This window comes from Nocardiopsis ansamitocini, assembly GCF_030268225.1.
GTDB lineage: Bacteria > Actinomycetota > Actinomycetes > Streptosporangiales > Streptosporangiaceae > Nocardiopsis_D > Nocardiopsis_D ansamitocini.
In genome coordinates, this window is the sequence record NZ_BSQG01000003.1 from 540605 (window position 1) to 565250 (window position 24646).

20 protein-coding genes are annotated in these 24646 nt (G+C 69.4%); 16 read left to right on the plus strand and 4 right to left on the minus strand.

From position 1 onward, the window contains the following. The first annotated feature begins 240 nt into the window (after window positions 1-240). Both QSJ59_RS12150 and QSJ59_RS12155 read left to right on the plus strand, forming a co-directional pair. Window positions 241-2265, plus strand: coding sequence for a SpoIIE family protein phosphatase (locus QSJ59_RS12150; protein ID WP_432707470.1), 2025 nt, complete (start codon window positions 241-243; stop codon window positions 2263-2265). A 77-nt stretch (window positions 2266-2342) separates the two neighbouring features. After that, window positions 2343-3035, plus strand: coding sequence for a phosphatase PAP2 family protein (locus tag QSJ59_RS12155; RefSeq protein WP_285759489.1), 693 nt, complete (start codon window positions 2343-2345; stop codon window positions 3033-3035). A 27-nt stretch (window positions 3036-3062) separates the two neighbouring features. Here QSJ59_RS12155 and QSJ59_RS12160 read toward each other — a convergent pair whose 3' ends face one another. Beyond that, a complete protein-coding gene (locus QSJ59_RS12160; protein ID WP_285759491.1) occupies window positions 3063-4481 on the minus strand; it encodes a serine/threonine-protein kinase in 1419 nt (472 codons plus the stop codon). Between the two features lie 157 nt (window positions 4482-4638). Here QSJ59_RS12160 and QSJ59_RS12165 point away from each other — a divergent pair, with 157 nt between their 5' ends. Then, window positions 4639-5958 (plus strand): replication-associated recombination protein A, encoded by a 1320-nt coding sequence (locus QSJ59_RS12165; protein ID WP_285759492.1) that lies wholly within the window; start codon window positions 4639-4641, stop codon window positions 5956-5958. 76 nt (window positions 5959-6034) lie between these two features. Here the strand turns inward: QSJ59_RS12165 and QSJ59_RS12170 are convergent, their stop codons facing one another. Both QSJ59_RS12170 and QSJ59_RS12175 read right to left on the minus strand, forming a co-directional pair. Then, window positions 6035-6595 carry a hypothetical protein gene (locus QSJ59_RS12170; RefSeq protein WP_285759494.1) on the minus strand — a complete coding sequence of 187 codons (561 nt, stop codon included), beginning with the start codon at window positions 6593-6595 and terminating at the stop codon, window positions 6035-6037. Window positions 6596-6716: 121 nt separating this feature from the next. Next, complete coding sequence (locus QSJ59_RS12175; protein ID WP_285759495.1) at window positions 6717-8360, minus strand: serine/threonine-protein kinase; 1644 nt, start codon at window positions 8358-8360, stop codon at window positions 6717-6719. Window positions 8361-8663: 303 nt separating this feature from the next. On the opposite strand from QSJ59_RS12175, the gene QSJ59_RS12180 reads away from it, so the two are divergent. Both QSJ59_RS12180 and QSJ59_RS12185 read left to right on the plus strand, forming a co-directional pair. Continuing rightward, a complete protein-coding gene (locus tag QSJ59_RS12180) occupies window positions 8664-9056 on the plus strand; it encodes a DUF948 domain-containing protein (RefSeq protein ID WP_285759496.1) in 393 nt (130 codons plus the stop codon). Then, complete coding sequence (locus QSJ59_RS12185; RefSeq protein ID WP_285759498.1) at window positions 9053-9328, plus strand: DUF6167 family protein; 276 nt, start codon at window positions 9053-9055, stop codon at window positions 9326-9328. The genes QSJ59_RS12180 and QSJ59_RS12185 overlap by 4 nt, the downstream gene beginning before the upstream one ends. Window positions 9329-9408: 80 nt before the next feature. On the opposite strand, the gene QSJ59_RS12190 is transcribed toward QSJ59_RS12185, so the two are convergent. Beyond that, complete coding sequence (locus QSJ59_RS12190; protein WP_285759500.1) at window positions 9409-9993, minus strand: NUDIX domain-containing protein; 585 nt, start codon at window positions 9991-9993, stop codon at window positions 9409-9411. A 633-nt stretch (window positions 9994-10626) separates the two neighbouring features. On the opposite strand from QSJ59_RS12190, the gene alaS reads away from it, so the two are divergent. The 11 genes from alaS (at window position 10627) to pheT (ending at window position 24640) form a co-directional block, all read left to right on the plus strand. After that, the gene (gene alaS / locus QSJ59_RS12195) at window positions 10627-13299 is read left to right on the plus strand and encodes an alanine--tRNA ligase (protein WP_285759501.1); all 2673 of its coding nucleotides are present in this window, start codon (window positions 10627-10629) and stop codon (window positions 13297-13299) included. A gap of 70 nt (window positions 13300-13369) precedes the next feature. Next, window positions 13370-13849 (plus strand): Holliday junction resolvase RuvX, encoded by a 480-nt coding sequence (gene ruvX / locus QSJ59_RS12200; RefSeq protein ID WP_285759503.1) that lies wholly within the window; start codon window positions 13370-13372, stop codon window positions 13847-13849. Next, window positions 13846-15873: an endolytic transglycosylase MltG gene (mltG, locus tag QSJ59_RS12205; RefSeq protein ID WP_285759504.1), complete on the plus strand. Its 2028-nt coding sequence runs from the start codon at window positions 13846-13848 to the stop codon at window positions 15871-15873. The genes ruvX and mltG overlap by 4 nt, the downstream gene beginning before the upstream one ends. Window positions 15874-15878: 5 nt before the next feature. Next, entirely contained in the window at window positions 15879-16727 is an 849-nt protein-coding gene (locus QSJ59_RS12210) for a shikimate dehydrogenase (RefSeq protein ID WP_285759506.1), read from the plus strand. A 279-nt stretch (window positions 16728-17006) separates the two neighbouring features. Beyond that, complete coding sequence (infC, locus tag QSJ59_RS12215; protein ID WP_285759508.1) at window positions 17007-17720, plus strand: translation initiation factor IF-3; 714 nt, start codon at window positions 17007-17009, stop codon at window positions 17718-17720. A gap of 155 nt (window positions 17721-17875) precedes the next feature. Beyond that, a complete protein-coding gene (rpmI, locus tag QSJ59_RS12220; RefSeq protein WP_285759510.1) occupies window positions 17876-18067 on the plus strand; it encodes a 50S ribosomal protein L35 in 192 nt (63 codons plus the stop codon). 132 nt (window positions 18068-18199) lie between these two features. Then, window positions 18200-18577, plus strand: a complete 378-nt coding sequence (gene rplT / locus QSJ59_RS12225) for a 50S ribosomal protein L20 (protein WP_285759511.1) — start codon at window positions 18200-18202, stop codon at window positions 18575-18577. 19 nt (window positions 18578-18596) lie between these two features. Continuing rightward, window positions 18597-19427 carry a TrmH family RNA methyltransferase gene (locus QSJ59_RS12230; RefSeq protein WP_285759512.1) on the plus strand — a complete coding sequence of 277 codons (831 nt, stop codon included), beginning with the start codon at window positions 18597-18599 and terminating at the stop codon, window positions 19425-19427. Window positions 19428-19831: 404 nt separating this feature from the next. After that, the gene (locus QSJ59_RS12235) at window positions 19832-20923 is read left to right on the plus strand and encodes a sensor histidine kinase (RefSeq protein ID WP_285759513.1); all 1092 of its coding nucleotides are present in this window, start codon (window positions 19832-19834) and stop codon (window positions 20921-20923) included. Between the two features lie 115 nt (window positions 20924-21038). After that, entirely contained in the window at window positions 21039-22157 is a 1119-nt protein-coding gene (gene pheS / locus QSJ59_RS12240) for a phenylalanine--tRNA ligase subunit alpha (protein ID WP_285759514.1), read from the plus strand. After that, window positions 22157-24640 (plus strand): phenylalanine--tRNA ligase subunit beta, encoded by a 2484-nt coding sequence (gene pheT / locus QSJ59_RS12245; RefSeq protein WP_285759515.1) that lies wholly within the window; start codon window positions 22157-22159, stop codon window positions 24638-24640. The genes pheS and pheT overlap by 1 nt, the downstream gene beginning before the upstream one ends. Window positions 24641-24646 lie beyond the last annotated feature (6 nt).

Here is a 24646-nt window from a genome sequence, read left to right on the forward strand (position 1 = left end):
GGGCGATATTGCTTCGGTTGTGAACGATCGATCCACTTGTCGGTACTTTGTTTGCATTTTCATGGAGATGTCCGAAGTACTGTTCGGGCAGAATGGTTCCCGGTCCGCCTTCGGCCGGTTCGACCACTCCCACCTGCCTGGACAGACGCTCATATCGCTAAACTAGGGCGAATCGGATGCTCTCGGGAGACCCGCGACTCACAGGTTGGGCATTCGTGACGACACAGGGATGATCTATACGTGAACGGTTCTACCGGCACCACGGACGGCTTTGCCGGTTCCGGAGGATTAACCGATGCCGCTTTCACCGCGGAGATGGGTGACCCCGCCGGTGCTGCGTTCCTGCATGCCCCGGCTGCAATGCTCGTCGCCGACAACGCCGGCGCGATCGTGTTGGTGAACAAGGCGTTCACCCGCTTCACCGGACTCACCTCAGCCGCGGCGACAGGCCGGGCCTGGCCCGAGCTCTTCACCGAAACCGATCAGGGGCGCGGGTGGGAGCTGCACCGGGCAGCCATCGACCCTGCCGACGTCCGTCCCGCCACCGACCTCACCCTCCAGACGACCCAGGGCGCTCCGCGCCGCACCACCGTCACCCCGCGTCCCCTGCCCGCGCACAGCGACTCCGTCAACGGAGCAATCGTCTCGCTCTCCGAGGTCGGGCGGGACGAGGAGACCCTGCGGGTCGTCACCGAACTTCGGCTGCGCGACGCCGACACCGCGCTGTGGAGCCTCGACCTCACCAACGGTGAACTCGGTGAACTCTTCGGTCCTTCACCGCTGGGGCGAATGCTCGCCGGCGACATCCGCACCCTCGAAGAGTGCCTTGCCCGAGTGCACCGCGACGACATCGCGCGGCTGCGCGACGCGTTGGAGGCGTCCTACCAGGGGCGCGACTACGAGCAGCGGTTCCGCATGTTCGACCAGGTCGGAGATGAGCGCTGGCTCTACGCTCGCGGCTGCTACGTGGGCGGGGAGAGCCCCCGCCTCGTCGGGATCATCGACGACATGACCGAGCACGTCCAATTGGTCCGGCGCCTGGCCGACCGCCGTCGGATCGAAGCCGCGCAGGGGCGCCAGGTCAATGAACTGGCCGCCAAACTCGTCTCCGCAACTACGGTCGAAGAGGTCACCGGACTGCTCAGCGAGGAGTTCGTTCCGATCTTCGGTGGCGACGACGCAAGCGTCATGCTCCTGGACGACGGTCGCCTCAAGCTCTACCCGGCCTCGGCCGCCGACGGGGACTCGGTGCGCATGATCGACGGCCGCGACCCTCATGACGCCTCCTATCCCATGGGCGCGGTCATTCAGGACCGCCAGCCCCGGTTCTTCGAGAGCCGCGCCGAGGTCCTCGAACGTTTCCCAGCCGTCGAGGAGTCGTTGCACCGCACCAGCGCCCAGTCATGGGCGATCGTCCCGATCTTCGGTGATCGCCGAGTGGCCTTGGGGGTGTGGTCGGTCTCCTGGACCCAGCCCCACCATGCCACCCCGGACGAGCGTGCCCTCATGCTGACCCTGGCAGGTCTGGCCGGGCAGGCGCTCCAACGTGTCAACCGCCAACAGGCCGAACTCGAACTCGCCGACGCCGTCCAGCGCCGTATGCTTCCCACCCAGCCACCCGACTTCCCCGATCTCGACGTCGCCGTGCGCTACCTGCCCTCGCGTGCGGGGTGGCGGGTCTGCGGCGACTTCTACGACGCCATTCCGCTCCCAGGCCGCCGTGTCGGCCTGCTGGTCGGCGACGTCCAGGGACACGGAGTGGAGGCGGCCGCGGCGATGGGCCAGATCCGGATGGCGTTCCGTGCGTACGCCACCAATCAGAGCGACCCCGGAGTGGTGCTGACCGAGACCAACCGGCTGCTCAGCGAGACCGGAGAGATCGTCTTCGCGACCTGCGGCTACCTGGTCCTTGACCTCGACTCCGGCAAGCTGCAGGCCGCCTGGGCCGGCCAGCCGCCGGTGGTCCTGGCGACCGAGTCCGGCTTCGACATCTGGGAGCCCGAAACCGGCCCGCCGGTCGGGGTGGACATCGACGCCTCCTATCCCGTCAGCAGCCGGGAGCTGGCTGTCGGAGCCACCCTGCTGATGTGTTCGGACGGCCTGGTGGAGAGTTCCAAGGTGCACATGGAGGACGGCCTGGCCGAGGTCGGCAACGCCCTGTCGGCGATGGCTGCCGACGTGCACCAGGCAGCCACCTCCCTTGCCGACCTCGTGCCGGCCGGCCGCGGCGACGACATCGCGATCCTGATCGCCCGGATGCGTTGACCACGGACCTGCGGGGAGGCCCGGTCGGGCGGAACCGCTGGGTATGACCGGTGCCGTGCCGGGTACGGGTGTCACTCATGAGACAACGATCAGCCGTGCCGCCCCCCGCGGCCTCGGGCACAGAAGTATCCCCTCGCCTGCTCGGCTGGGCCGCCGTCATCCTGCTGCTCGGGTTCGTGGCCCTGAGCGCTGTGCTCCTGATCGATGTCCGCGCGCCTTTGTTCCAACGCGGCGACGAAGCCGTCACCGCGACCGTCGCAGCCGGCCAGACCGGAGCGCTCACCACGGTGGCCCTCTTCCTCCACCACTTCGGCCAGTGGCCGTTGGCGACCGTGTGGTTGGTCGCGCTCTTGCTCCCGTTGGCCGTTGCGCGGCGGTGGGATTCCATCGCCCTGGTCGTCGGGGCCTGGGCCGGCACCTCGCTCCTGGCCGTGCCGTTCTTCAAGGCCGTGGTGGATCGCGTCCGCCCGCTTGAGCAGTTGGTCGTGATGGCCTCGCCGTCCTACCCTTCCGGGCACACCGCCTTCGCCGCGGTCGTCACGATGTCCGCTGTGGCGGTCTGCCCCCCGAAATGGCGGGCGTGGGCACTCGTGGGGTCGCTGGTCTGCACCGCGGCAATGGGGTGGAGCCGGATCTACGTAGGCGTTCACTGGTTTTCCGACACCATGGGCGGTGCACTGCTGGGCTGGGGGATCGCGCTCCTGGCGTGGTGGGCGGTGGCCCGGGTGCACGGTATCCGTGCCGGCCGAATCGACTCCGACGCGTCCTGAACCCGTCTGGACGTCCGCCCGGACCGGTCAGCCCAACAGGAACAGCACCGCGATCACCATCGAGATCACCACGCCCAGAACACCGCCCCAGTCACTGCGGCCCATCTCGTGGTTGAACGTCTTCCTGGCCGCTCCCAGCAGCACGAACCAGCCAGGAACCACGGTGGCCAACAGATAACCCAGCCGGAGCGCGTGCAGGAAGCCGTCAGCGGTGAAGAACCCCGGGTAGTGCCAGTCCGGTAGCAGGGTGGCCTGGGTGAACCATGCCCACAGCGCCGAGGCCATCCACCCCACGGGCAGTTGGATCACCGGAAGCGCGAACAGCAGGAGCATTCCGATCAGCGCTCCCTGGAACGTCTCACCGTCGGGGACGGCCTCCTCCGCCGGCTTCTCGGGGTCTTTCCCCGTTTCGGTGTCGTCCCCGTCGGAGTCCACGGGTTCGCCCGGAGCGTCGCGGACGTCGGGCACGCGTCCGCTGCCGGCCGCGTCCGCATTGACCAGGCGCTCGATATCGGCCAGCGTTCGTTCCGGAGCCATCGTCTCGGCGGCTTGGAGATCGGAGCCTTCGCCCCACCGTCGGGTCGGGGCGACAGCCGGAGTCTCGCCCACCGGGACCGGGGCGGTGCCGGACAGGGGGGCGGCTCCGCGTGCGTCACCCAGCCGGTTCAGGATCTCTTCGGGATCGGGGCGGGCGGCACGCTCCTTGGCCAGGCAGTCCAGCAGGAGCGGCCGCAACGAATCGGGCACCCCGCTCAGGTCCGGTGGGTCGGTGCTGACCCGTTTGAGCATCGTCAACGCCGCTCCGGTGCCAAAGGCGGGCCGTCCGCTCGACGCGAGCACCAGGACCGCGCCCAGGGAGAAGACGTCGCTCCTGGCGTCCAACTCCTGGCCCTCCACCTGCTCAGGCGACCAGTAGCCGGGGGTGCCCACGGTTACCCCGGTTCCGGTGATGGCGAGTCCGTCGGCGGCCCGGGCGATACCGAAGTCCAGCACCCGGGGCCCGTCCTCGGCCAGCAGTACATTCGCCGGTTTGAGATCGCGGTGGATCAGACCGCACCGGTGCACATCGATGAGTGCCTCCGCGAGGCCGGCCGCGAGTACCCGTACCTCGGATTCGGCCATGGGGCCCCGGGCCTCCACCTCGGCCTGCAGGGTGGGGCCCTTGATGTAGGCGGTTGCCAGCCACGGGATCTCCGCCTCGGGATCCGCGTCCAGCACCGGTGCGGTGAAAGCGCCGCTCACTTGCCGGGCAGCCAGTACTTCGCGCGCGAAGCGGATCCGGAACTCCTCGTCTGCGGCGTATTGACGGTGCACGGTCTTGACCGCAACCAACCGGTCCCCCGGGGAGCGGGCCAAGTAGACCTGACCCATTCCGCCGGCCCCCAACCGATTGAGCAGGGTGTAGCGCCCCACGTGGAGAGGGTCGGTGGCCTCCAGCGGCTGCACGACGTCACCTCCTCGGAGCGATCGGAACGGGGCAGTATGGCACAGTCCCTGTCCCATACTGCCCCAGAAGCCGGATCTTGCGGCATTCATCCCTCCGTGTGGCGTGTGCTCGCCCGTTGCCGTCCCGCCGCTCTGCGTGGTCGCCTACGCTGAACACGTGTCCGAAACACTGTTCGACGATGCCGGGGCCGAGGCCCAGCGCGGCCAGGAACCACTGGCGGTGCGGATGCGCCCGCGTACCCTCGACGAGGTCGTCGGCCAGCGCCACCTCCTCGGTCAGGGCAGCCCGCTGCGACGCCTGGTCGAGGACGACGCCCCGATGTCCCTGCTTTTGTGGGGGCCGCCGGGTACGGGCAAGACGACCCTGGCCACCGTGGTCAGCAAAGCCACCAAGCGCCGCTTCGTGGAGCTTTCCGCCGTCACCGCCGGGGTCAAGGACATCCGTTCCGTCGTCGACAATGCACGGCGCGAACTCGGTATGCGCGGGACCCGCACGCTCTTGTTCGTCGACGAGGTGCACCGTTTCAGCAAGACCCAGCAGGACGCACTGCTGCCGTCGGTCGAGAACCGCTGGGTCAGCTTCATCGGGGCCACCACGGAGAACCCCTTCTTCTCGGTGATCAGCCCGCTGCTGTCCCGCTCGCTGATGCTCACCCTGGAGTCCCACACCGATGACGACATCCGTGCCGTCGTCGATCGTGCACTGACCGACGGCAGGGGGCTCCGAGGCCGCTACACCCTCAGTTCCGAAGCCGCCGAGCACCTGGTCCGTCTCGCAGGGGGCGACGCCCGCCGTTCGCTCACCTATCTGGAGGCAGCGGCCCTGGTCGCCGGTGGGCGAGAGGAGATCGCCCTCGCCGACGTCGAGCGCGCGGTGGACCGAAACGCGGTGCGCTACGACCGCTCGGGCGACCAGCACTACGACGTCACCAGCGCGTTCATCAAAAGTATGCGTGGCAGCGACGTGGACGCGGCACTGCACTACCTGGCCCGCATGGTCGAGGCCGGAGAGGACCCGCGCTTCATCGCCCGTCGCCTCGTCGTGCACGCCAGTGAGGACGTCGGGATGGCCGACCCCAGCGCACTGCAGGTGGCTGTTGCGGCGGCCCAGGCCGTGGAGCTGATCGGTCTGCCCGAGGCACGGATCAACCTGGCCCAGGCGGTCATCCACATCGCGCTCGCGCCCAAGTCAAATGCCGTCGTCCGCGCCATCGACGCCGCATCGGCCGACGTGCGCGCAGGCAAGACCGGAGCGGTCCCCCCACACCTGCGCGACGGCCACTACAAGGGTGCGAAGGAACTGGGACACGCCCAGGACTACCTTTACCCGCACGACCATCCAGGCGGAGTCGTCGCCCAGCAGCACGCCCCCGACTCCCTGGACGGCACGCAGTACTACCATCCCACCACGCACGGGGCAGAGCGCCGGTTCGGCGAGGTGCTGGAGCGGATCAAGGGAGTTCTGCGTCCGTTGTGAACAACGGCGCCTGTTCACCGCCCGTCCCGTGCCCACCCGCAGCGGAGGGCGAGGGCCGTGACGAGAAGGCTGGGGATCACCCTCCGCCGTCGATCTGTGGGACTTCGGTGACCGCGGACAGCCGCAGTGTCCCGTCGTCCTCGGTGGTGTAGGTGATCTCGACCGGGATCGGGTCGGCACGATCGTTGACCGACCACACCAGGTCCACCGGGGTGGTGATCCAGGTGGGCGACCCCGTGGGGTCGAACAGGGGCTCGGTGACCCAGTCGGGAGCACACAGCAGCCCGCACCTGACGTCGGCGTCGGGCAGGACCTGCGCCCACTGGACCACTGCCTGCTCGGAGATGCCCCACAACGGCTTGCCGTAGGCCACCGAGGCCGTTTCCTCCTCCACCACCTCCGCCTGGAGGTAGTTCACCGCCAGTCGTCCTGGCGGACGGGTCTCCGCCGATTCCACCTCCGAGGCAAGGAAGACCACCGCCCGGCCCTGCTCGGGCAGCGGTGGCAGCGTCACGGCGGTCGTGACGGGCGACGAAGCCGAGGCGGGGGTGGCTTCGGGAGCGGACACCGAGCAGCCGCAGGCACACAGGACCAGCGCTGCCACGGTGCAGGGCAGTACCGGGGGAGAGAGCCGCATCCCCCGATTATGAACGCCCGGCCCCCGGGGTGTCCGCTCCTTGACTGAAACCGGTCACCGTCGGCACGAAGGGGCTCGTCGCGCAAGCGCGACGAGCCCCTTCGCCTTTCGCCCCCGGACGTCAGGGTGCAGGCGGGTACACCTCGGTGACCTGAATGATCGAGGGAGTCCCCGTCTCGGGGTCGGGCTCACCGAAGGTCGCCTCCGCGATCACCACATCACCCCAACTGAGGTAGTTGACCAGGTCGCGGCCGGTCACCGTATAGGTGCCCCGGTTCTGTTCGTCGGTGTAGACCTGTCCGGCGGCCAGACAGAAGTGCGCGCACAGCACCTCGGCATCGGCGGCGATCAGCGCCTCCAGCGGTTCTTCGGCACCCTCGACAGGTGTCCACCGCGCGCTCCACTCCTGCGGAGTGACGATCTCCTCGGACGAGGGAAGCCCGGCGTCGGGGTCGACCTCCTGCACCGGCGTGTAAGGCCAGGGGCCGGCCAGCAGGTTGTTCTCCGCAGGGCCGTCGAAGCGCACCATCATCGTCCCGCTGTCCAGCGGAGGCGGCGGCGTCGGGGAAGAACTCGGAGAGGGGCTGGGGGAGGGCAGCGGTGCGGCGGTACCCAAACCCCCGCCGAACGCGGCCACCCCGGCCCACGCCGCTCCGCCCAGCAGGACAGCACCCAGCACGGCGCTACCCGTCAGCAGCAGGGCGCGGCTGCGGGGCGCCTTCGCGGCAGAGGCGGTGGCCGTCGACGCTGCCGGCCGGAGGGCCGAAGTCTTCGCCGCGGCCTTGCCGGTCTTACCTTTGCCACGCTCGTTCAGGTGCACCACCCGGGGCAGGAGCGCAGGTTCCACGATGCCCTGCCATTCCCGGTTCAGCAGCCGGGTCACGCCCGTTCCGGGCCCCGCCTCGGTACCGACGGTGCCCAGCCCCTCCTCCCACAGTTGGATGGAGGCGCGCAGCAGTTCTTGACCATCGGGACGTTCGGCAGGGTCCTTGGCCAGTGCTGACTCCAGCAGCGGCCGCAATTCGGAGGGAACGCCTTCCAGGTCGGGGGCTTCCGACTCGACCCTGGCAGCCAGGACCGCGGGCTCGCCCATGCCGAACGGCAACCGTCCAGTCGCCGCGAAGGAGATGATCGCCCCCCAGGCGAAGGCGTCGGATGCGGGACTCGGTGCGGCGCCGTGGTGCCGCTCCGGGCCGAGCCACGCCGCGGAACGCCGCAGCGACTCGGGATCGCCGGGGAGGGAGCAGTCGAGAATGCGCGGGCCGGTGGAGCTGAGCAGAATGTTGCTGGGGGTCAGGTCGCCGTGGGACAGGCCGTGCGCGTGGAGGGAGCAGAGACCCTCGGCAAGCCCCGCAGCCAACGCGATCAGCCGGCCGGGGGTGAGGGGACCGCGCTTTCGGGCGTATTGCGCCAGGGGGATACCGGAGGCGTAGGGCATTGCCAGCCAAGGCGGATCGCCGGCGGAGTCGAAGGTGACGGGCGCCACGTAGCAGCGGCCGTCCACTCCGGCCAGTGCGCGCAGCCGCCGGTCCAATTCTGCGCGGGCGTTCCGGTCGGCGACGCGCGCGGGAGGCAGCGTCTTGACCGCGAGCAGGGAGTCCGTGCCCGCGGCGGGGTTCACCGCCGCATAGACGGTGCCCGTGCGGCCCGATCCGAAGCGGCCCACCAGCACGTAGGGGCCGATCGCCTGCGGGTCCTCGGGGGCGATGGGGCCCAGATCGGGCGGTACCAGAACGGAAATTGTCCGTTCGGAACGTCGGCTCATCGTGGTCCTGTCTCAAGGGATGCCGTGGGGGAGGGGAAACAGCGGGAGGCGCGGAGCCGCGCTGCGCAATCGTAACGAAAACCGCGTGTTGTGGCGCCGTACGTTTAGGACGCGCTATCCGGGTTACGGGTTTCCGGATGGTCGGAGGCGGTAGTGTCCCCCTGTCCGGCTCCTCTCGACCGCGAGGACCGCGTTCCCGGTCACCGACCGTGACTTTTCACCAGCCCAGCGCGTGGCAACGCGGTGCCCGCGCCGTTCCCGCTCGTTCCCTGTCCGAACGAACCAACAGTTAGCGGAGTTCGCATGCTGACCGGAGGAGAGCTCGCAGCCCTGATCGCCGTCGTGATCTGGGCGGTGCTGGCCGCATTCCTTTGCGTTGCCCTGATCAAGCTCACTCGGTTGTTGTCCGAGACGACCAAGGCGGTGTCAGAACTGCGCGAGCGCACCGGGCCGCTGCTCGACGATGTCACGGCCACGGTCGAGCGCGCCAACGGGTCCCTCGACCGGGTCGAGGAGATCACCGCCAACCTCGCCACCACGAGCGAGGACGTCTCCACGATGACGTCCCTCACGCGTTCGGTGGTCACCGGCCCGCTCGTCAAGGCGGCATCACTCTCGTACGGGGTGCGCCAGGTACTGGGCCGTCGTCGGGCTGTCGCCCTGATCCGCACCCGGCGCAGGAGGCAGCGCGCATGATCGGCAAAGGAATCTACTTCGTTGCGGGGGCCGCACTCGGCGGCTACCTCGTGCACAAGCTCAACCGGACCGCGCGCTCCTGGGGGCCCAGCGGAGTGGCCGACCGTGTCGGCGACCGGGTCCTGGAGTACCGCTCCGCCATCCGCGAGCTCAACGACGACATCGCCGGAGCGGTGGAAGAGCGCGAGGCCGAACTGCTCCGTCGTTACGGGGCCGAGGACACCGCCGCTGTGGAGCCTCGAAGGCACAGGGGCGTGTTGCCCGGGGCGTAACGGCGCGGGCCCGGGGCCCTTCACCCTCCGAGGGCGTCCGGGGGCCTCACGGGGCCGCCCGGGGCCCGCGCCGGTGGACTCTACCCCGTGTGGCCCGGCGCCGTCTCCTCGACGACCGATCGGGCCGGCCGGGCCGTGCCAAGGCCGGTTGCCACGAGGTACAGCAGCGCGTTCATCGAGGTTCCCGACACGAGTTCGCGTTCGGCCACCAGCGCAGGCACCCGGTTCAACGGGACCCATTCGATGCGTTCGGCCTCCCAGTCCTCCTGCGGTGCGCCGATATGCTCAGCGGACCGGGCGAAGAAGATGTGGTGCGCCGAGTCGGAGATCCCGCTTGAGGGCTGGGTATACAGCAACGGCCGAAGCGGGCCAGGTCGCCAGCCCGTTTCCTCCTCCACCTCGCGGGCGGCCGCGGCCGCGGGCTGTTCGCCCTCCTCGACGCCCCCGATCGGAATCTCGTATCCCCAGGTGTCGGTGATGAACCGGTGCCGCCACAGCAGCAGCACCTCGCTCGCCTCGTTCATGACGACCGCGCCCGCGCCGGGCGCCGAACGGATCACCCGGTGTTCGAGGTGCCTGCCGCCGGTGACCTCCACGTCGGCGACACGGATGTCGAGCCACCGGTCCTGGTAGAGCGGTTTCTCGGAGTGGACGGTCCAGCGCATGATGCTCCTTGCCGAGAGTTTTGTGGGCCAAGGCAACCACAGGGGCTGTCACTGCCGCGTCCCGCACTGCTCCCGGTGTCTCGGCGAGGTGTGTGCGCCCGGGCGGTGCCTCGGCTGCCCCGTCCCCGCCCGATCGACGGGAACAGCCGATGGAACAAGGACGACCAGGGTTCTCGCCACTCCCCTCAGCGGGACGCCGCCCCGCTGACCGGGAGGGCCCGGCTCGAAGGCACGGAGCCGACGCGCGCCTGTTCCGGTTCGTTGACGCTCGTCCGGTAACGGTTATGCCACACGCCCCGATCGCACTATTGTTCGGGGTGGTGGGCACTGGGCGTGCGTTTCGCTGTTTGCATGTGTGGCTTTCTTGCGCCTGCGACATGCTTTGCGCGTCGATGAATAGGCTTGGCGGTAGATTCGGGGCGGCCCTGCCCGGCCGGCAGACCGGAGTCGACTACCGGTACCAATCCGCACCACCTGGACGTTCCCGGCGCCCGCGCCCGCGGCGCAGGCGCGAACCGATGAGCGTCCACACGACCTTTAACCCTACGATGGGCGCCTACGTTGTCGTAGGCCATGCCGCCGGGAACCGCGTACCGCTGCCGGTGGCTGTAGGACCGATACGGGAGGGCACCAATGGAGACGGCAGAGATCGCTCGCCGATTCCTCACTTTCTTCGAGAACAACGGACACACCGTCGTGCCCTCGGCAAGTCTCGTCGCAGACGACCCGACGCTGCTGTTCGTCCCGGCCGGGATGGTGCCGTTCAAGCCGTACTTCTTGGAGCAGGCGACACCCCCCTACGACCGGGCCACCAGCGTCCAGAAGTGCATCCGCACCAACGACATCGAAGAGGTCGGCAAGACCTCGCGTCACGCGACCTTCTTCCAGATGCTGGGCAACTTCTCCTTCGGTGACTACTTCAAGGAGCAGGCGATCCCTCTCGCCTGGAAGCTTGTCACCGACCCGGTCGCCGAGGGCGGCTTCGGTATCGACCCCGACCGTCTCTGGGTCACCGTCTACCTCGACGACGACGAGGCCGAGGCGATCTGGCGCGACAAGGTGGGCGTGTCGCCCGACCGGATCCAGCGCCGCGACATGGAGGACAACTTCTGGTCCATGGGCGTGCCCGGACCCTGCGGCCCCTGCTCGGAGATCTTCTACGACCGCGGTCCCGAGCACGGCGCCGAGGGCGGCCCGGTCGCCGACGAGGACCGTTACGTCGAGATCTGGAACCTCGTGTTCATGCAGTTCGAACGTGGGGAGGGCGGCACCAAGAAGGGCTACCCGATCCTCGGTGACCTGCCCAGCAAGAACATCGACACCGGCCTGGGACTGGAGCGTCTCGCCTCGTTGCTCCAGGGCGTCGACAACATCTACGAGACCGACACCCTCGGCCGCATCCTCCAGCGCGCGGCCCACCTCACCGGTGTCGCCTACGGTACGAATCCCCGTGCCGACGTCAGCCTGCGGGTCATCGCCGACCACGTGCGCAGCGCCACAATGCTCGTCGCCGACGGTGTGAAGCCCGGCAACGAGAAGGGCGGCTACGTCCTGCGTCGTATCCTGCGACGCTCCATCCGCAACCTGCGGCTGCTCTCGGGGGACGAGTCGTTCCACATGCACGACCTCACCGAGACCGCGATCAGTGTCATGAGTGAGCAGTACCCCGAACTGCGGGCCAACGCCGACCAGATCCACGGGGTCATCGACGCCGAGGAGAAGAACTTCGCCGACACGCTGCGCTCAGGCACCACGCTGTTCAACCGCGCAGCGGAGCGGACCAAGGCCGCGGGGAGTACCGGCTTCTCCGGGGCGGACGCCTTCCAGCTCCACGACACCTACGGCTTCCCCATCGACCTCACTTTGGAGATGGCCGCTGAGCAGGGCCTCACCGTGGACGAGGACGCGTTCCGCCGGCTGATGCAGGGACAGAAGGACGCGGCCAAGGCCGACGCCAAGGCCAAGAAGATCGGCAACGCGGACGTCAGCACCTATGCGCGGCTGCTGGAGAGGTCCGGTCCCACGGACTTCCTCGGCTACACCGAGACCGAGGGCGAGGCCACCGTTCTCGGCCTCGTCGTCAACGGCGAGGACGCCACCATCGCGCGCGCAGGGGACAAGGTCGAGCTCGTCCTGGACCGCACCCCCTTCTACGCCGAAAGCGGTGGCCAGCTCGCCGACAAGGGCACCGTCACCATCGACGGCCGCGGCGTCGTCGACATCGACGACGTGCAGAAGCCCATCGCCGGGCTGTTCGCCCACCGCGGTACCGTGCGCAGCGGCGAGGTCGTCGTGGACGACACCGTCCACGCCGCCATCGACACCGGTCGCCGCGGCTCGGTGTCGCGCTCGCACTCGGCCACCCACCTCATCCACTCCGCGCTGCGCAACGCACTTGGCCCCTCCGCCGGCCAGGCCGGGTCGGAGAACCAGCCGGGGCGTCTCCGCTTCGACTTCACCGCGGGCAAGGCCCTTACCGGCGACCAGCTCGTCCACGTGGAAGAAGAGGTCAACACCGTCCTCGCCGAGGACATCGAGGTCCGCTACCACGAGACCACGCTCGACAACGCGCTGGCCATGGGCGCGCTGGCAATGTTCGGCGAGAAGTACGGCGACACCGTGCGCATGGTGGAGATGAGCGACTACTCCCGCGAACTGTGCGGCGGTACCCACGTCGGTGCCACTGGACAATTGGGCCTGGTCAAGCTGCTGGGCGAATCCTCGGTGGGTTCCGGGGTACGCCGGGTCGAGGCCCTGGTCGGTATCGACGCCTTCCGGCGTCTGTCCACCGAGTCGGCGCTCGTCGGCCAGCTCTCCGAGCAACTCAAGACTCCGCGCGAGGACCTGCCCCAGCGCATCGACACGATGGTCTCCCGGCTGCGCGCGGCCGAGAAGGAGATCGAGAAGCTGCGTGCCGCCCAGGTCCTCCAGGCCGCGGACGGTCTGGCCAAGGGCGCGCACGACATCGGCTCCGTCCGGGTCGTGGCCCACCGTGCGCCCGACGGGACCGGACCCGACGATCTGCGCACGCTCGCCCTCGACGTGCGTGGCCGCCTGGGCGAGGACCACCCGGTCGCCGTCGCGATCGTGGCGGTCCCCAAGGACCGTCCCGTCGTGGTGGTCGCGGTCAACAAGACCGGGCAGGCCGCCGGTCTCAAAGCCGGTGACCTCGTGGGTGTCGCTGCCCGCGCGCTCGGTGGCGGCGGCGGTGGCAAGGCCGACGTCGCCCAGGGCGGCGGGACCGACGCCTCTGCCGTGGACGCGGCGCTGCGCGCCGTGGAACAGCGAGTCTCGGAGGTCCCGTGACCGGCCCGGATCGCGCGCCGACCGTCCCCGCGGTCGGCGTCGCCGGCAGGCGCTGCGAGGTGCTCTTCCGTTGAGAAACGGTGTGCGACTCGCGGTGGACCCCGGAAACGCCCGGATCGGGATCGCGCGTAGCGATCCCAGCGGCACTCTGGCAACCCCGGTGGAGACCATCCGCCGGGGGGCCGGTGACCTCGACCGCATCGTCGCCCTCGTCCTTGAGTACGAGGCGCGTGAGGTCGTTGTCGGTTATCCGGCGTCGCTCTCTGGAGCGGAGGGGGCCGCCGCGCGCAGCGCGCGCTCCTTCGCCCGCGCCCTAGCGCGCAAGCTCGCCCCCGTCCCGGTGCGTCTGGTGGACGAGCGTTTGACCACCGTCACCGCACAGAACCAGCTGCGGGCGGGAGCCTCTTACGGCAAACGAGGTGCCCAAGGCGGCCGGGCAAGGCGTTCGGTCATCGACCAGGCCGCCGCGACCGTGCTGTTGCAGAGCGCACTCGACGCCGAACGGCGCACCGAGCAGCCCCCCGGTGAACTCGTCGAGGAAGACCCATGAGCGGCAACGACCACCACATCGATCGTCCCCGTGCATCAAGATCCCCCCGTGACCCTCGCGTGCGCCGACCCGAACCGGTGACCGATCCCTGGCAGTCCGCGGACGACGCCGAGTTCCGACGGCGGGGAGAGCCGGGTGCACGCGCCCACCGCGACGAACACGGAGTCGGCAGACGGGGGGAAGGCCCCGCGCCGGAAGAGGCGGACCGGCCGCGCACGCCCGCGGCCGGACTCGACCTCGGCGCGGACACCGAGAGGCCGCGTGGCCGACGTCGCCGGCCGGGCCCGGCCGACACCGGCTCGATGCCCCGTATCCAAGACGACACCGCCGCACCAGTGGCGGATCCGCTCCAGGAACAACCCAGGGGCCGCCGCCGCAGGTCCGACACAGGTGCCGAGGAACTCGGTGCGCACCCCGGTACCGGTCCGATCCCGACCGACCGCCGCCGCGGTCCGCGGCGGCGACCTTCCTACGACGAGTTGGCCCCGGAGTCCGACCGGAGTTCCGGACGAGGGCCCGATCCGCTGGACGACGCTCCCCCTCCCCGCCGCCGTCCGCGTGCGGTCGCCGACGAGGGAACGGGGGAGCAGACCGGGGCGTTCGCGGCGCCGGCCGACAGCGACCCCGTGGACACTCCCCGGCGTGTCCGGCGCGGCGCCGAACCGGCGGACGGTCGGCGCTCACGCCGTGCCGAGCCCGCGGAGGAGCCGGTCGAGGCGCTGGTCGGAGTCCCTGGTGGGGATCCGGCCCCGGAGCGGGGCTCCCGCCGCTCGCGCCGCGAGCGCGACATCGATTCCGACCCGGAGGAGGGGACGGGCTCGCTGCCCCTTCCCTTCGACGCCGAGGAGCACGGCGAGGACGACGAGGACGAGCGTCCCCGCTCGCGGCGTTCCAGGCGCGGTGACGATGACGACGACCGGGGCGGACGCCGAGGAGGCGGACGCCGCAAGGCCAAGGGCAAACGGAAGCGCAAGGGCGGGTTCGCCTCGTTCTCCGCGGTCATGGTGCTCGTGGTGCTGCTCGGCGTCGGCGGTTTCGGTGGCTACACCCTGCTCAGCACCTACGTGATCCCCCCCGACTACTCCGGCGAGGGCAACGGTGAGGTCGAGATCGTCATCGAGAACGGCGACTCCGGGACCACGATCGCCCAGAAGCTGGAGGAGGCCGGTGTCGTCAAGAGCGTGCGTGCGTTCACCAACGAGCTTCGCGGTCAAAACGCCAACTTCGCCCCCGGTACCTACCTGCTGCGCTCGCAGATGAGCGGGGCCGCGGCCGTGCAGCTCCTCCTGACCCCGGAGGCCCGGGTCGGGGTGCGCCTCACCATTCCCGAGGGACTGCGTGCCGTCGAGATCCTGCCGCTGATCGCGGAGGAGACCGGCATGGAGCCGGCGGACCTGGGTGCCGCCTACGCCGATGAGGAAGCGCTCGACCTGCCCGACTACGCCGAGAACGGGCCCGAAGGGTTCCTCTTCCCCGACACCTACCAGATCGATCCCGGCACCACCGCAGCCGACCTGCTGAAGCAGATGGTCGACCGGCACAAGAGCGTCGCCGAGGAGATCGACCTGGTCGAGAGGGCCGAGGCGATCGGGTACACCCCCAACGAGGTCATGGCCACAGCGGCGATCATCCAGGCCGAGACCGGCAGGGTCGAGGACATGGGCAAGATCTCCAGGGTCGTCTACAACCGTCTCGACATCAATATGCAGTTGGGGATGGACAGCACCTGCTTCTACGTCCTCGACGAGTACGGCACCGCACTCAACGACGACCAGCTCATTCGTTGCAGGGACTCCGGCAGCGACTACCGCACCTACTACCGAACCGGTCTGCCCATCGGTCCGATCGTCAGTCCCGGTGCGGATGCCATCGAGGCCGCATTGGAGCCGGAGGAGGGGGAGTGGTTGTTCTTCGTCGCCACCGACCCCAGCAGCCTGGTCACCAAGTTCGCGGTGACGGAGGCGGAGTTCACGCAGCTCAAGGAAGAGTTCGAGGCGAACCGTCTAGCGCAGGCACAGGAGTGAGCACGATGACGTCCATACGACGCGCAGCCGTCCTCGGCTCGCCGATCGCCCATTCTCTGTCGCCGGTGTTGCACACGGCCGGGTATGCGGCCCTCGGCCTGGCTGGGACGTGGGACTACGGACGTCATGAGTGCGACGAACAGGGGCTCGCGGCGTTCCTCGCCGGTTGTGACGACTCGTGGGCCGGCCTGTCACTGACCATGCCGCTGAAGAGGGCGGCGCTGGGCCTGGCCGACGAGGTCGACGAATTGGCGATTGCGGTGGGCGGGGCGAACACCGTCGTCTTCGGCCCGGACGGTCACCGCTACGCCTACAACACCGACGTCGAGGGAATCGTCGCGGCCAGCGTCGAATCCGGTATCTCCGGTCTGCGCACCGCCACCATAGTGGGGGCCGGGGCCACGGCGGCCTCGGCGCTTGCCGCGGTACGCCGGCTCGGTGCCACAGAGCCGGGGGCCGTCACGGTGCTTGCCCGCGACCTCGCCCGTACCGGTGAGCTGGTCGATGCCGCCGAGCGGATGACGGCGAAACCCGTGCTGGCCCCACTGTCCGAGGCCGCCGCCCACCTGGAGACCGATCTCGTCATCTCGACACTGCCCACCGGCGCGGCCGACCACCTCGCCGAGGCGGTCGCGCAATCGGGGGCCCCGGTCTTCGACGTGGTCTACGCGCCCTGGCCGACGGCGTTGGGTGCCGCTGTGGAACAGGCGGGTTCGGTCGTGATCGGGGGCTTCGCCATGTTGTTGCACCAGGCGGGTGCCCAGCTCAGTCTCATGACCGGGCGGGCAGCACCGATCGAGGCGATGCGCGCCGCCGGCCTGGCGGAACTGGCGCGTCGAGCGGCCGGGGAATGACCGGCGCGGTCCTGCGGTTGTAGTGATCGGGGGAACCCCTTGGTGCGGTGCCTGTCGTGGAGGTCCGCGACGTCCCTATTTCTTGATAGGGTGAGGCACTGACCTGATCCGGTGCACGTGTGCGCCGGATATGTAAGCGGAGGGCGATCCTCCCACCTGTAGGGCGAACAGCCTCTGCGGGTTCCGGTTTCAAGCGGTACCGGTTCGCCGAACCAGTCGGTTCGGCACGGTGTCGCGGTTCGAGCACCAAGCCCTCGGGCGACGTTCTCGCACCAACCGGTGGATCGATCACCCCGCTTGCACCAGCTGGCGGGGTTTTTCGCGTCTTGGCACTGCACCGTTGGGAAACCCCCCACATATCAACGAGATACTCGACGAAATTTAGGGAGGGGTCCCATCAGCGCTGAGCAGCCCCGCATTAACGACCGCATCCGGGTACCCGAGGTCCGCCTCGTAGGACCCAACGGGGAGCAGGTCGGAATCGTCCCTGTCAACGACGCCCTGCGTCTCGCACAGGAGGCCGATCTCGACCTCGTAGAGGTCGCACCGACCGCCCGTCCGCCGGTCGCCAAGCTGATGGACTACGGAAAGTTCAAGTACGAGTCCGCGGTCAAAGCCCGTGAGGCGCGCAAGAACCAGACCAACACGATCATCAAGGAGATCAAGCTCCGTCCCAAGATCGACCCGCACGACTACGAGACCAAGAAGGGTCACGTCGTTCGGTTCCTCAAGGGCGGGGACAAGGTCAAGGTGACGATCATGTTCCGCGGCCGGGAGCAGTCCCGCCCGGAGCTGGGTTTCCGTCTGCTGCGCCGGCTTGCCGAGGACATTCAGGAACTGGGTCAGGTCGAATCCCAGGCCAAGCAGGACGGCCGAAACATGGTCATGGTGATCGGACCGCACAAGCGGCGCGCCGAGCACAAGGCCGAGGCCCGTGCCGCCGCTGAGGCCGCCAAGGCGCGCGACGAGCGCCCCGCGGCTGACTCCGAGTAGGCATAAGCAGCATCCGCCTGACGCATCGAGACGAGCGCGGGCGCGCGGTCCCCACCGGGACCGCGCACCCCGCTCTCTTCATGCCCGGCGTGGACATTCGCACCACCGTCACCGATGGTGCACCGACTGATAGTTGAGAAGGAGCGACGGCGCCAATGCCGAAGAACAAATCGCACAGTGGAGCCAGCAAGCGTTTCCGCGTCACCGGCACCGGCAAGATCATGCGTCGCCGCGCCAACAAGAACCACCTGCTTGAGCACAAGGCCACCAAGCGCACGCGTCGCCTCACCCCGGACGTGCAGCTGTCCCCGGCCGACACCAAGAAGATCAAGAAGCTGCTCGGCTAGTTCGGTCCCTCGGGCGGTCCCCTTCGCCCGATCTGCACGTTTGTTTCGACTGGCCCCCGAATCTGGACGGATTCGGATGCGGCCGACCGGTGGCGCGCACGAAGCCCACCGGCTATTCATGAGGAGTTCCAAGTGGCACGCGTGAAGCGGTCTCTCAACGCCAAGAAGAAGCGCCGCGTCGTTCTCGAACGCGCCAGCGGATACCGCGGCCAGCGGTCGCGTCTGTACCGCAAGGCCAAGGAGCAGATGCTCCACTCGATGACCTACGCCTACCGCGACCGCAAGGACCGCAAGGGCCAGTTCCGTCGTCTGTGGATCCAGCGCATCAACGCCGCCTCCCGCGCCAACGGTCTCACCTACAACCGCTTCATGCAGGGGCTCAAGGCATCCGGCATCGAGGTCGACCGCCGGATGCTCGCCGAGCTGGCCGTCAACGACTCCGCGACCTTCGCGACCCTGGTCGAGACCGCCAAGAAGGCCATCCCGGCCCCCGCCAAGTCCGCGGCCTGAGCGGCGGCGTAACACAGCTATGGCGAGCCACGAGTTCACGAGTATTCGGTCACCCAGGATCAAGGGAGCTCGTCGGCTCGCCAAACGCGCTTTCCGGCAACGCGAGCGGCGCTTTCTCGCGGAGGGGCCGCAGGCGGTGCGCGAGGCGCTGGCCCAGCCCGGCGTCGTGCACGAGTTGTACAGCACGGCCGAAGCCCTGCAGCGCCATGCCGACCTGGTGCATGTCGCGGAGGCCGCGGGCGTCCCGGTGCACCGGGTCACCCTTGAGGTCATGACCGAGCTCGCCCAGACGGTCACCCCGCAAGGCCTGCTCGCGATCTGCTCTTTCGTCGACGTCGGCCTGGCCGACGTCGGTGAGATCCGTCTCGCCGTAGTTCTCTCCCACGTCCGTGACCCCGGCAACGCCGGAACCGTGCTGCGTACCGCCGACGCCGCCGGCGCCGACGTGGTCGTCTTCACCGACGCCTCCGTGGATCCCTACAACGGCAAGTGCGTGCGCGCCTCCGCAGGCAGCCTGTTCCACCTCCCGGTCGTGGTCGGGCCGCGCGTCGGTGAAGTCGTGCGTCATCTTCGCGACTCCGGCGCGGCGGTGCTGGCGGCCGACGGCGGCGGCGACCGCGACCTCGACTCGGTCACCGATTCAGGCGGCCTTGCCGGACCGGTGGCCTGGGTCTTCGGCAACGAGGCGTGGGGGCTGCCCGAAGAGACGGTGGCACTCACCGACGGTGCGGTCAGTGTTCCCATCTACGGTGCGGCCGAGAGCCTCAACCTCGCCACGGCCGCGGCCGTGTGCCTCTACGCCACCGCTCGCGAGCAGCGTCGTGCCGCGGCCACCGCGTCCTTGGGCTGACGCCTCCCGCCCGCTCCAACTGTGTTCCGGTCACCCGTTGTTATGCGTCATACGCGTAACGACCCTTGAGTCGGGTAGCGCGCAGTCGCCGCTGGTCGTGTCGGACGCCACTCCCACTTTGGCTACGCAGTGTGCTGATTTACCCCCTGTTTTCGGGAAAACAGCGGCGTTGTCGGGTTGCCCGCCTACCCACAGTTGCCGATACGCTCATGCTCTTAGGCCCTACACACCCTTACGGGTGGACGATGCGACGTGCTCCGGGCGATCGGCGCAGTCGTGGGCGTAGTCGGCGAGAGCAGCGGGTAACTCCCTTCGGGGGTCGTGTCTGCGTCGCAGACGTCCACTGGACGCGCGCTGTACAACACGGGCGGTTTCGCGGTCGGCAGGAACGCGGATGTTCACATATGGCTTGGGAGGCGGTCGTGGGCGGCGACCAGTCGGCAGTTGGCGGTACGGGACAGGACATCTTGTTCTCGACCGAGGAGCTTCCTGACGGAGTGCTGATCGCCGACGCCCGGGGACGGGTGGTCGCCTTCAACCGGATGGCCGCCCACCTGACCCGAACCAGATCCGACTCGGCCATCGGACGCGATTTCCGTGATGTCCTGCCCCTCCAGGACGCCGAAGGACGCGACTGGTGGAAGTGCACGGACCCCTACGGCGGACTGGCCATCCGGGTCCGCCAGCCCGAACGGGTACTGTTGCTCCCCGACGGCCGCGAGGTCATGATGGCTGCCCGTTATGTTCGGGAGCGCCCGTGCGGTCAGGTCACCCGACTCGTGGTCACGCTGCGCGATGCCGCACATCGGGCGCGCTCCGAACGCAGCCGGGCCGACCTCGTCTCCACCGTCGCCCACGAGCTGCGCTCGCCGCTCACCAGCGTCAAAGGTTTCACCGCCACCATGCTCGCCAAGTGGGACCGCCTCAACCGGACCCAGAAGCTGTTCATGCTGGAGACGGTCAACGCCGACGCGGACCGGGTCACCCGGCTCATCACGGAGCTGCTGGACGTCTCCCGCATCGAGTCGGGCCGGTTGGAGATGCGCCGGCAAGTCGTGGACCTGGCCGAGCGCACGCGCAGGGTGATCACCGGGCGTATCGCTGCGGGCGACGCAGTGGACCGGTTCCGCCTCGATGTGCGCGGTCCCCTCCCCGAGCTCTGGCTGGACTCCGATCGCGTCGACCAGATCATGTCCAACCTCGTCGAAAACGGTGTGCGGCACGGCGCTGGTACTGTCACCATTGTGATCGAGCCGTTCGAGGGAGGGGCAGCCGTGTCGGTGCGCGACGAGGGCGAGGGCATCGCGCCCGACGCCGTGCCGCGCGTCTTCCGCCAGTTCTGGCGCAACAAGCGTCGCGGCGGCACCGGCCTGGGGCTGTTCATCGTCAAGGGCCTGATCGAGGCCCACGGTGGCGCGATCACGGTCGGCCGCGCGCCCAGCGGCGGCGCCGAGTTCCGATTTACCGTGCCCGCCGGTACCCCCGAGTTCGTCTGACGGTCTCGGCATCGGCGGGCCGACCCTGACTTCCCTGTCGGCTTGAGTCCGCCGCTTTGCCGCGGTGGGCCATGAGTGCCGCCCCGCATGGCGCGGGCGGCGAGGCAACCACCCTATGTCTGCACCGAACAATTCCCATGATCCCGTCGAGGCGCACGCGCTGAACCCGGACGAGGTCGCCCGTATGCGTGCCGAGGCGATGGAGGCCGTCGCCGCGGCGAACAGCCTCGATCAGCTCAAGGAGGTCCGGATCGCCCACGCGGGCGACCGGTCCCCGCTGGCACTGGCCAACCGTGAGATCGGCGGTCTCCCCCCCGCTGCCAAGGCCGACGCCGGCAAGCGCGTCGGCGGCGCGCGCAGGGAGATCTCCGAGGCGTTCAAAACGCGTCAGGCCGAACTCGAAGAGGAGCGCGACGCCCGCGTCCTGGTCGAAGAGGCAGTGGACGTCACCCTGTCCTTCGACCCGATCCCGCGTGGTGCCCGGCACCCGCTGACCACCGTCGCCGAGCGTATGACCGACATCTTCGTCGGCATGGGCTTCGAGGTCGCCGAAGGCCCCGAGGTCGAGGCCGAGTGGTACAACTTCGACGCTCTCAACTTCCTGCCCGACCACCCCGCCCGCAGCATGCAGGACACCTTCTTCGTCGAGGGGCCTGGCGGAGCCCACTCCGGTCTGGTGTTGCGCACCCACACCTCCCCGGTCCAGGTGCGAGCGCTGCTGGACCGCGACGCACCGGTCTACGTGGTCGCTCCCGGAAAGACGTTTCGCACCGACGAGCTGGACGCGACGCACAGCCCGGTCTTCCACCAGCTCGAAGGCCTCGTCGTTGACGAGGGGATCACGCTGGCGCACCTGCGGGGCGCGATCCAGGTGTTCGTCGAGCGCATGTTCGGGGAGGGTCTGCGCACCCGGATGCGTCCCTCCTACTTCCCCTTCACCGAGCCTTCGGCCGAGGTGGACATGGAGTGCTTCGTCTGCCGCGGGGCATCCGTGGGCGACCCCGACGCGCCCTGCCGGACCTGCTCCTCCGAGGGGTGGATCGAGATCGGTGGCTGCGGCGTGATGAACCCCCGTGTGCTGACCGCCGCGGGAGTCGACACCGAGCGCTACAGCGGGTGGGCGTTCGGCTTGGGCATCGAGCGGACCCTGATGTTCGCCCACGGTGTCAAGGACATGCACGACATGGTCGAGGGTGACGTCCGGTTCACCGCGGCCTTCGGGATGGAGATCTGATGCGCGTCCCCCTTTCCTGGTTGCGGGAGTACGTCGAACTGCCGGCGGAGGTCACTGCGCGCCAGCTCGCCGCGAAACTGATCTCGGCGGGGCTCGAAGTCGAGACCGTCGATGAACTGGGCACCGACATCACCGGTCCGATCGTTGTCGGCCGGGTCGCCACGATCGAGGAGCTCACCGAGTTCAAGAAGCCGATCCGCTTCTGCACCGTCGACGTGGGCCAGGCCAACGGCACCGGTGCGCCGCAGGAGATCGTCTGCGGCGCGCGCAACTTCGCCGAGGGCGATCTCGTCGTGGTCTCGCTGCCCGGCGCGGTCCTTCCCGGCGGGTTCGCCATCGGTGCGCGCACGACCTACGGCCGCATGTCGGCCGGCATGATCTGCTCGGCCAGCGAACTGCAGTTGTGGGACGATCCCTCCGGCATCATCGTGTTGCCCGCGGGAATCGCCGAGCCCGGTAGCGACGCCTACGCGCTGCTGGGGGTGCGCGATGACGTCCTGGACATTGCAGTGACCCCCGACCGCGGCTACGCGCTGTCGATGCGAGGGGTGGCCCGTGAGGCCGCCGCCCTCTACGACGTGGCCTTCACCGATCCGGCCGGCCTCGCCGCTCCGGCCGTGGAGAAGGACGGCTACCCCGCGACGGTGGCCGATTCGGCGATCTGCGGACGCTACGTCCTGCGCGGGGCCACCGGGTTCGATCCGGCGCTGCCCAGCCCGCCGTGGATGCGCCGCCGTCTCCACATGGCGGGGATCCGCTCGGTCTCCCTGGCCGTGGACGTCACCAACTACGTGATGGTCGAGACCGGGCAGCCCCTGCACGCGTGGGACCGCGCCACTGTGCAGGGTCCGATCCGGGTCCGTCTGGCGGAGCCGGGGGAGAAGCTGGAAACCCTCGACCACGTCGTGCGCACCCTCGACCCCGACGACATCCTGATCGCCGACGACTCCGGTCCGATCAACATCGCCGGGGTCATGGGTGGCCTGAGCACGGAGATCAGCGGCACCTCGACCGACATCCTGATCGAGGCGGCGCACTTCGCCGACACCCACATCGCACGCGCCTCGCGCCGGCACCAGCTCTCCTCGGAGTCCTCGCGCCGCTTCGAGCGGGGGGTCGACTCCGCGGTACAGGTGGCCGCGGCCACCCGCGCGGTCACCCTGCTCGCCGAACTGGGCGGTGCGGTCGTCGAGGACGCGATCACCCACGTGCACGGCACCACCCCTCGCGCACCCATCACGATCGCTGCGGGGCACGCCGGCCGGGTCGCGGGCGTGGACTACCCGGTCGAGACCGAGATCGCGCGGTTGCGCCTGGTGGGCTGCGAGGTCGAGGCGGACGGCGACACGCTCACGGTCACCCCGCCGACCTGGCGCCCGGACCTGACCGACCCCAACGACCTGGCCGAGGAGGTCATCCGGTACGAGGGATACGAGAACATCCCCGCGATCAGGCCGCGCGCGGTCGCGGGCCGGGGGCTGACCCGCAGCCAACGGCTGCGCCGCGCGGTCGGGCGCACCCTGGCCGACACCGGGTTCAGCGAGGTACTCAACTATCCGTTCGTGGGGGAGCGCGATCTCGACGCGCTCCAGCTGCCCGCGGACGACTCCCGCCGCGTCGCCCTGAGGCTGGCCAACCCGCTCAACGATGACGAGCCGCTGCTGCGCACCACGCTGCTTCCGGGACTCTTCAAGACCGTGGCCCGCAACGTCGGCCGTGGTTTCGCCGACGTCGCGCTGTTCGAATCGGGCCTGGTCTACCGGCCGCGGCCCGGTGCGCCGGAGGTGGCCCCGATCCTGGCGGTGGACCGCGGACCGACCCCGCAGGAACGCGCCGGCCTCGACGCCGCGATCCCCGACCAGCCGCGCCGGGTCGGCGCGGTCCTGGCCGGCCAACGCGAACGTGCAGGGTGGTGGGGCCCTGGCCGTGCCGCGACCTGGGCCGATGCGGTCCACGCCGCCCGCGAGGTCGCAGCCGTCGCGGGGGTGCGACTCGATGCGCGCGCCGCTCAGCACGCCCCCTGGCACCCCGGGCGCTGCGCGGCTCTGTACGCCGGAGCGACCCTGGTCGGTCACGCCGGTGAACTCCACCCCCGGGTGACCAAGGCGTACGGGCTTCCCGAGCGCACGGTCGCCATGGAGGTCGAATTGGACCTCGTGGAGGGCCTTGCGAGGAGCGGGCAGGCTCCGGAGGTAGCCACCTATCCGGTGGCCAGTCAGGACGTCGCGCTGGTGGTCGATGCCGGTGTGCCCGCGGGAGAGGTCGAGGCCGCCTTGCGGGAGGGGGCGGGTGCGCTGCTGGAGAGCATTGCGCTGTTCGACGTCTACACCGGCGAGCAGGTGGGGCAGGGAAACAAGTCCCTCGCCTACGCGCTGCGGTTGCGTGCTTCGGACCGCACCCTGACGGCCGAGGAGGCCACTGCCGCCCGTGATTCCGCGGTTGCGCTGGCAGCCGAGCGCACCGGGGCGGTCCTGCGGGGATAGGGCCCG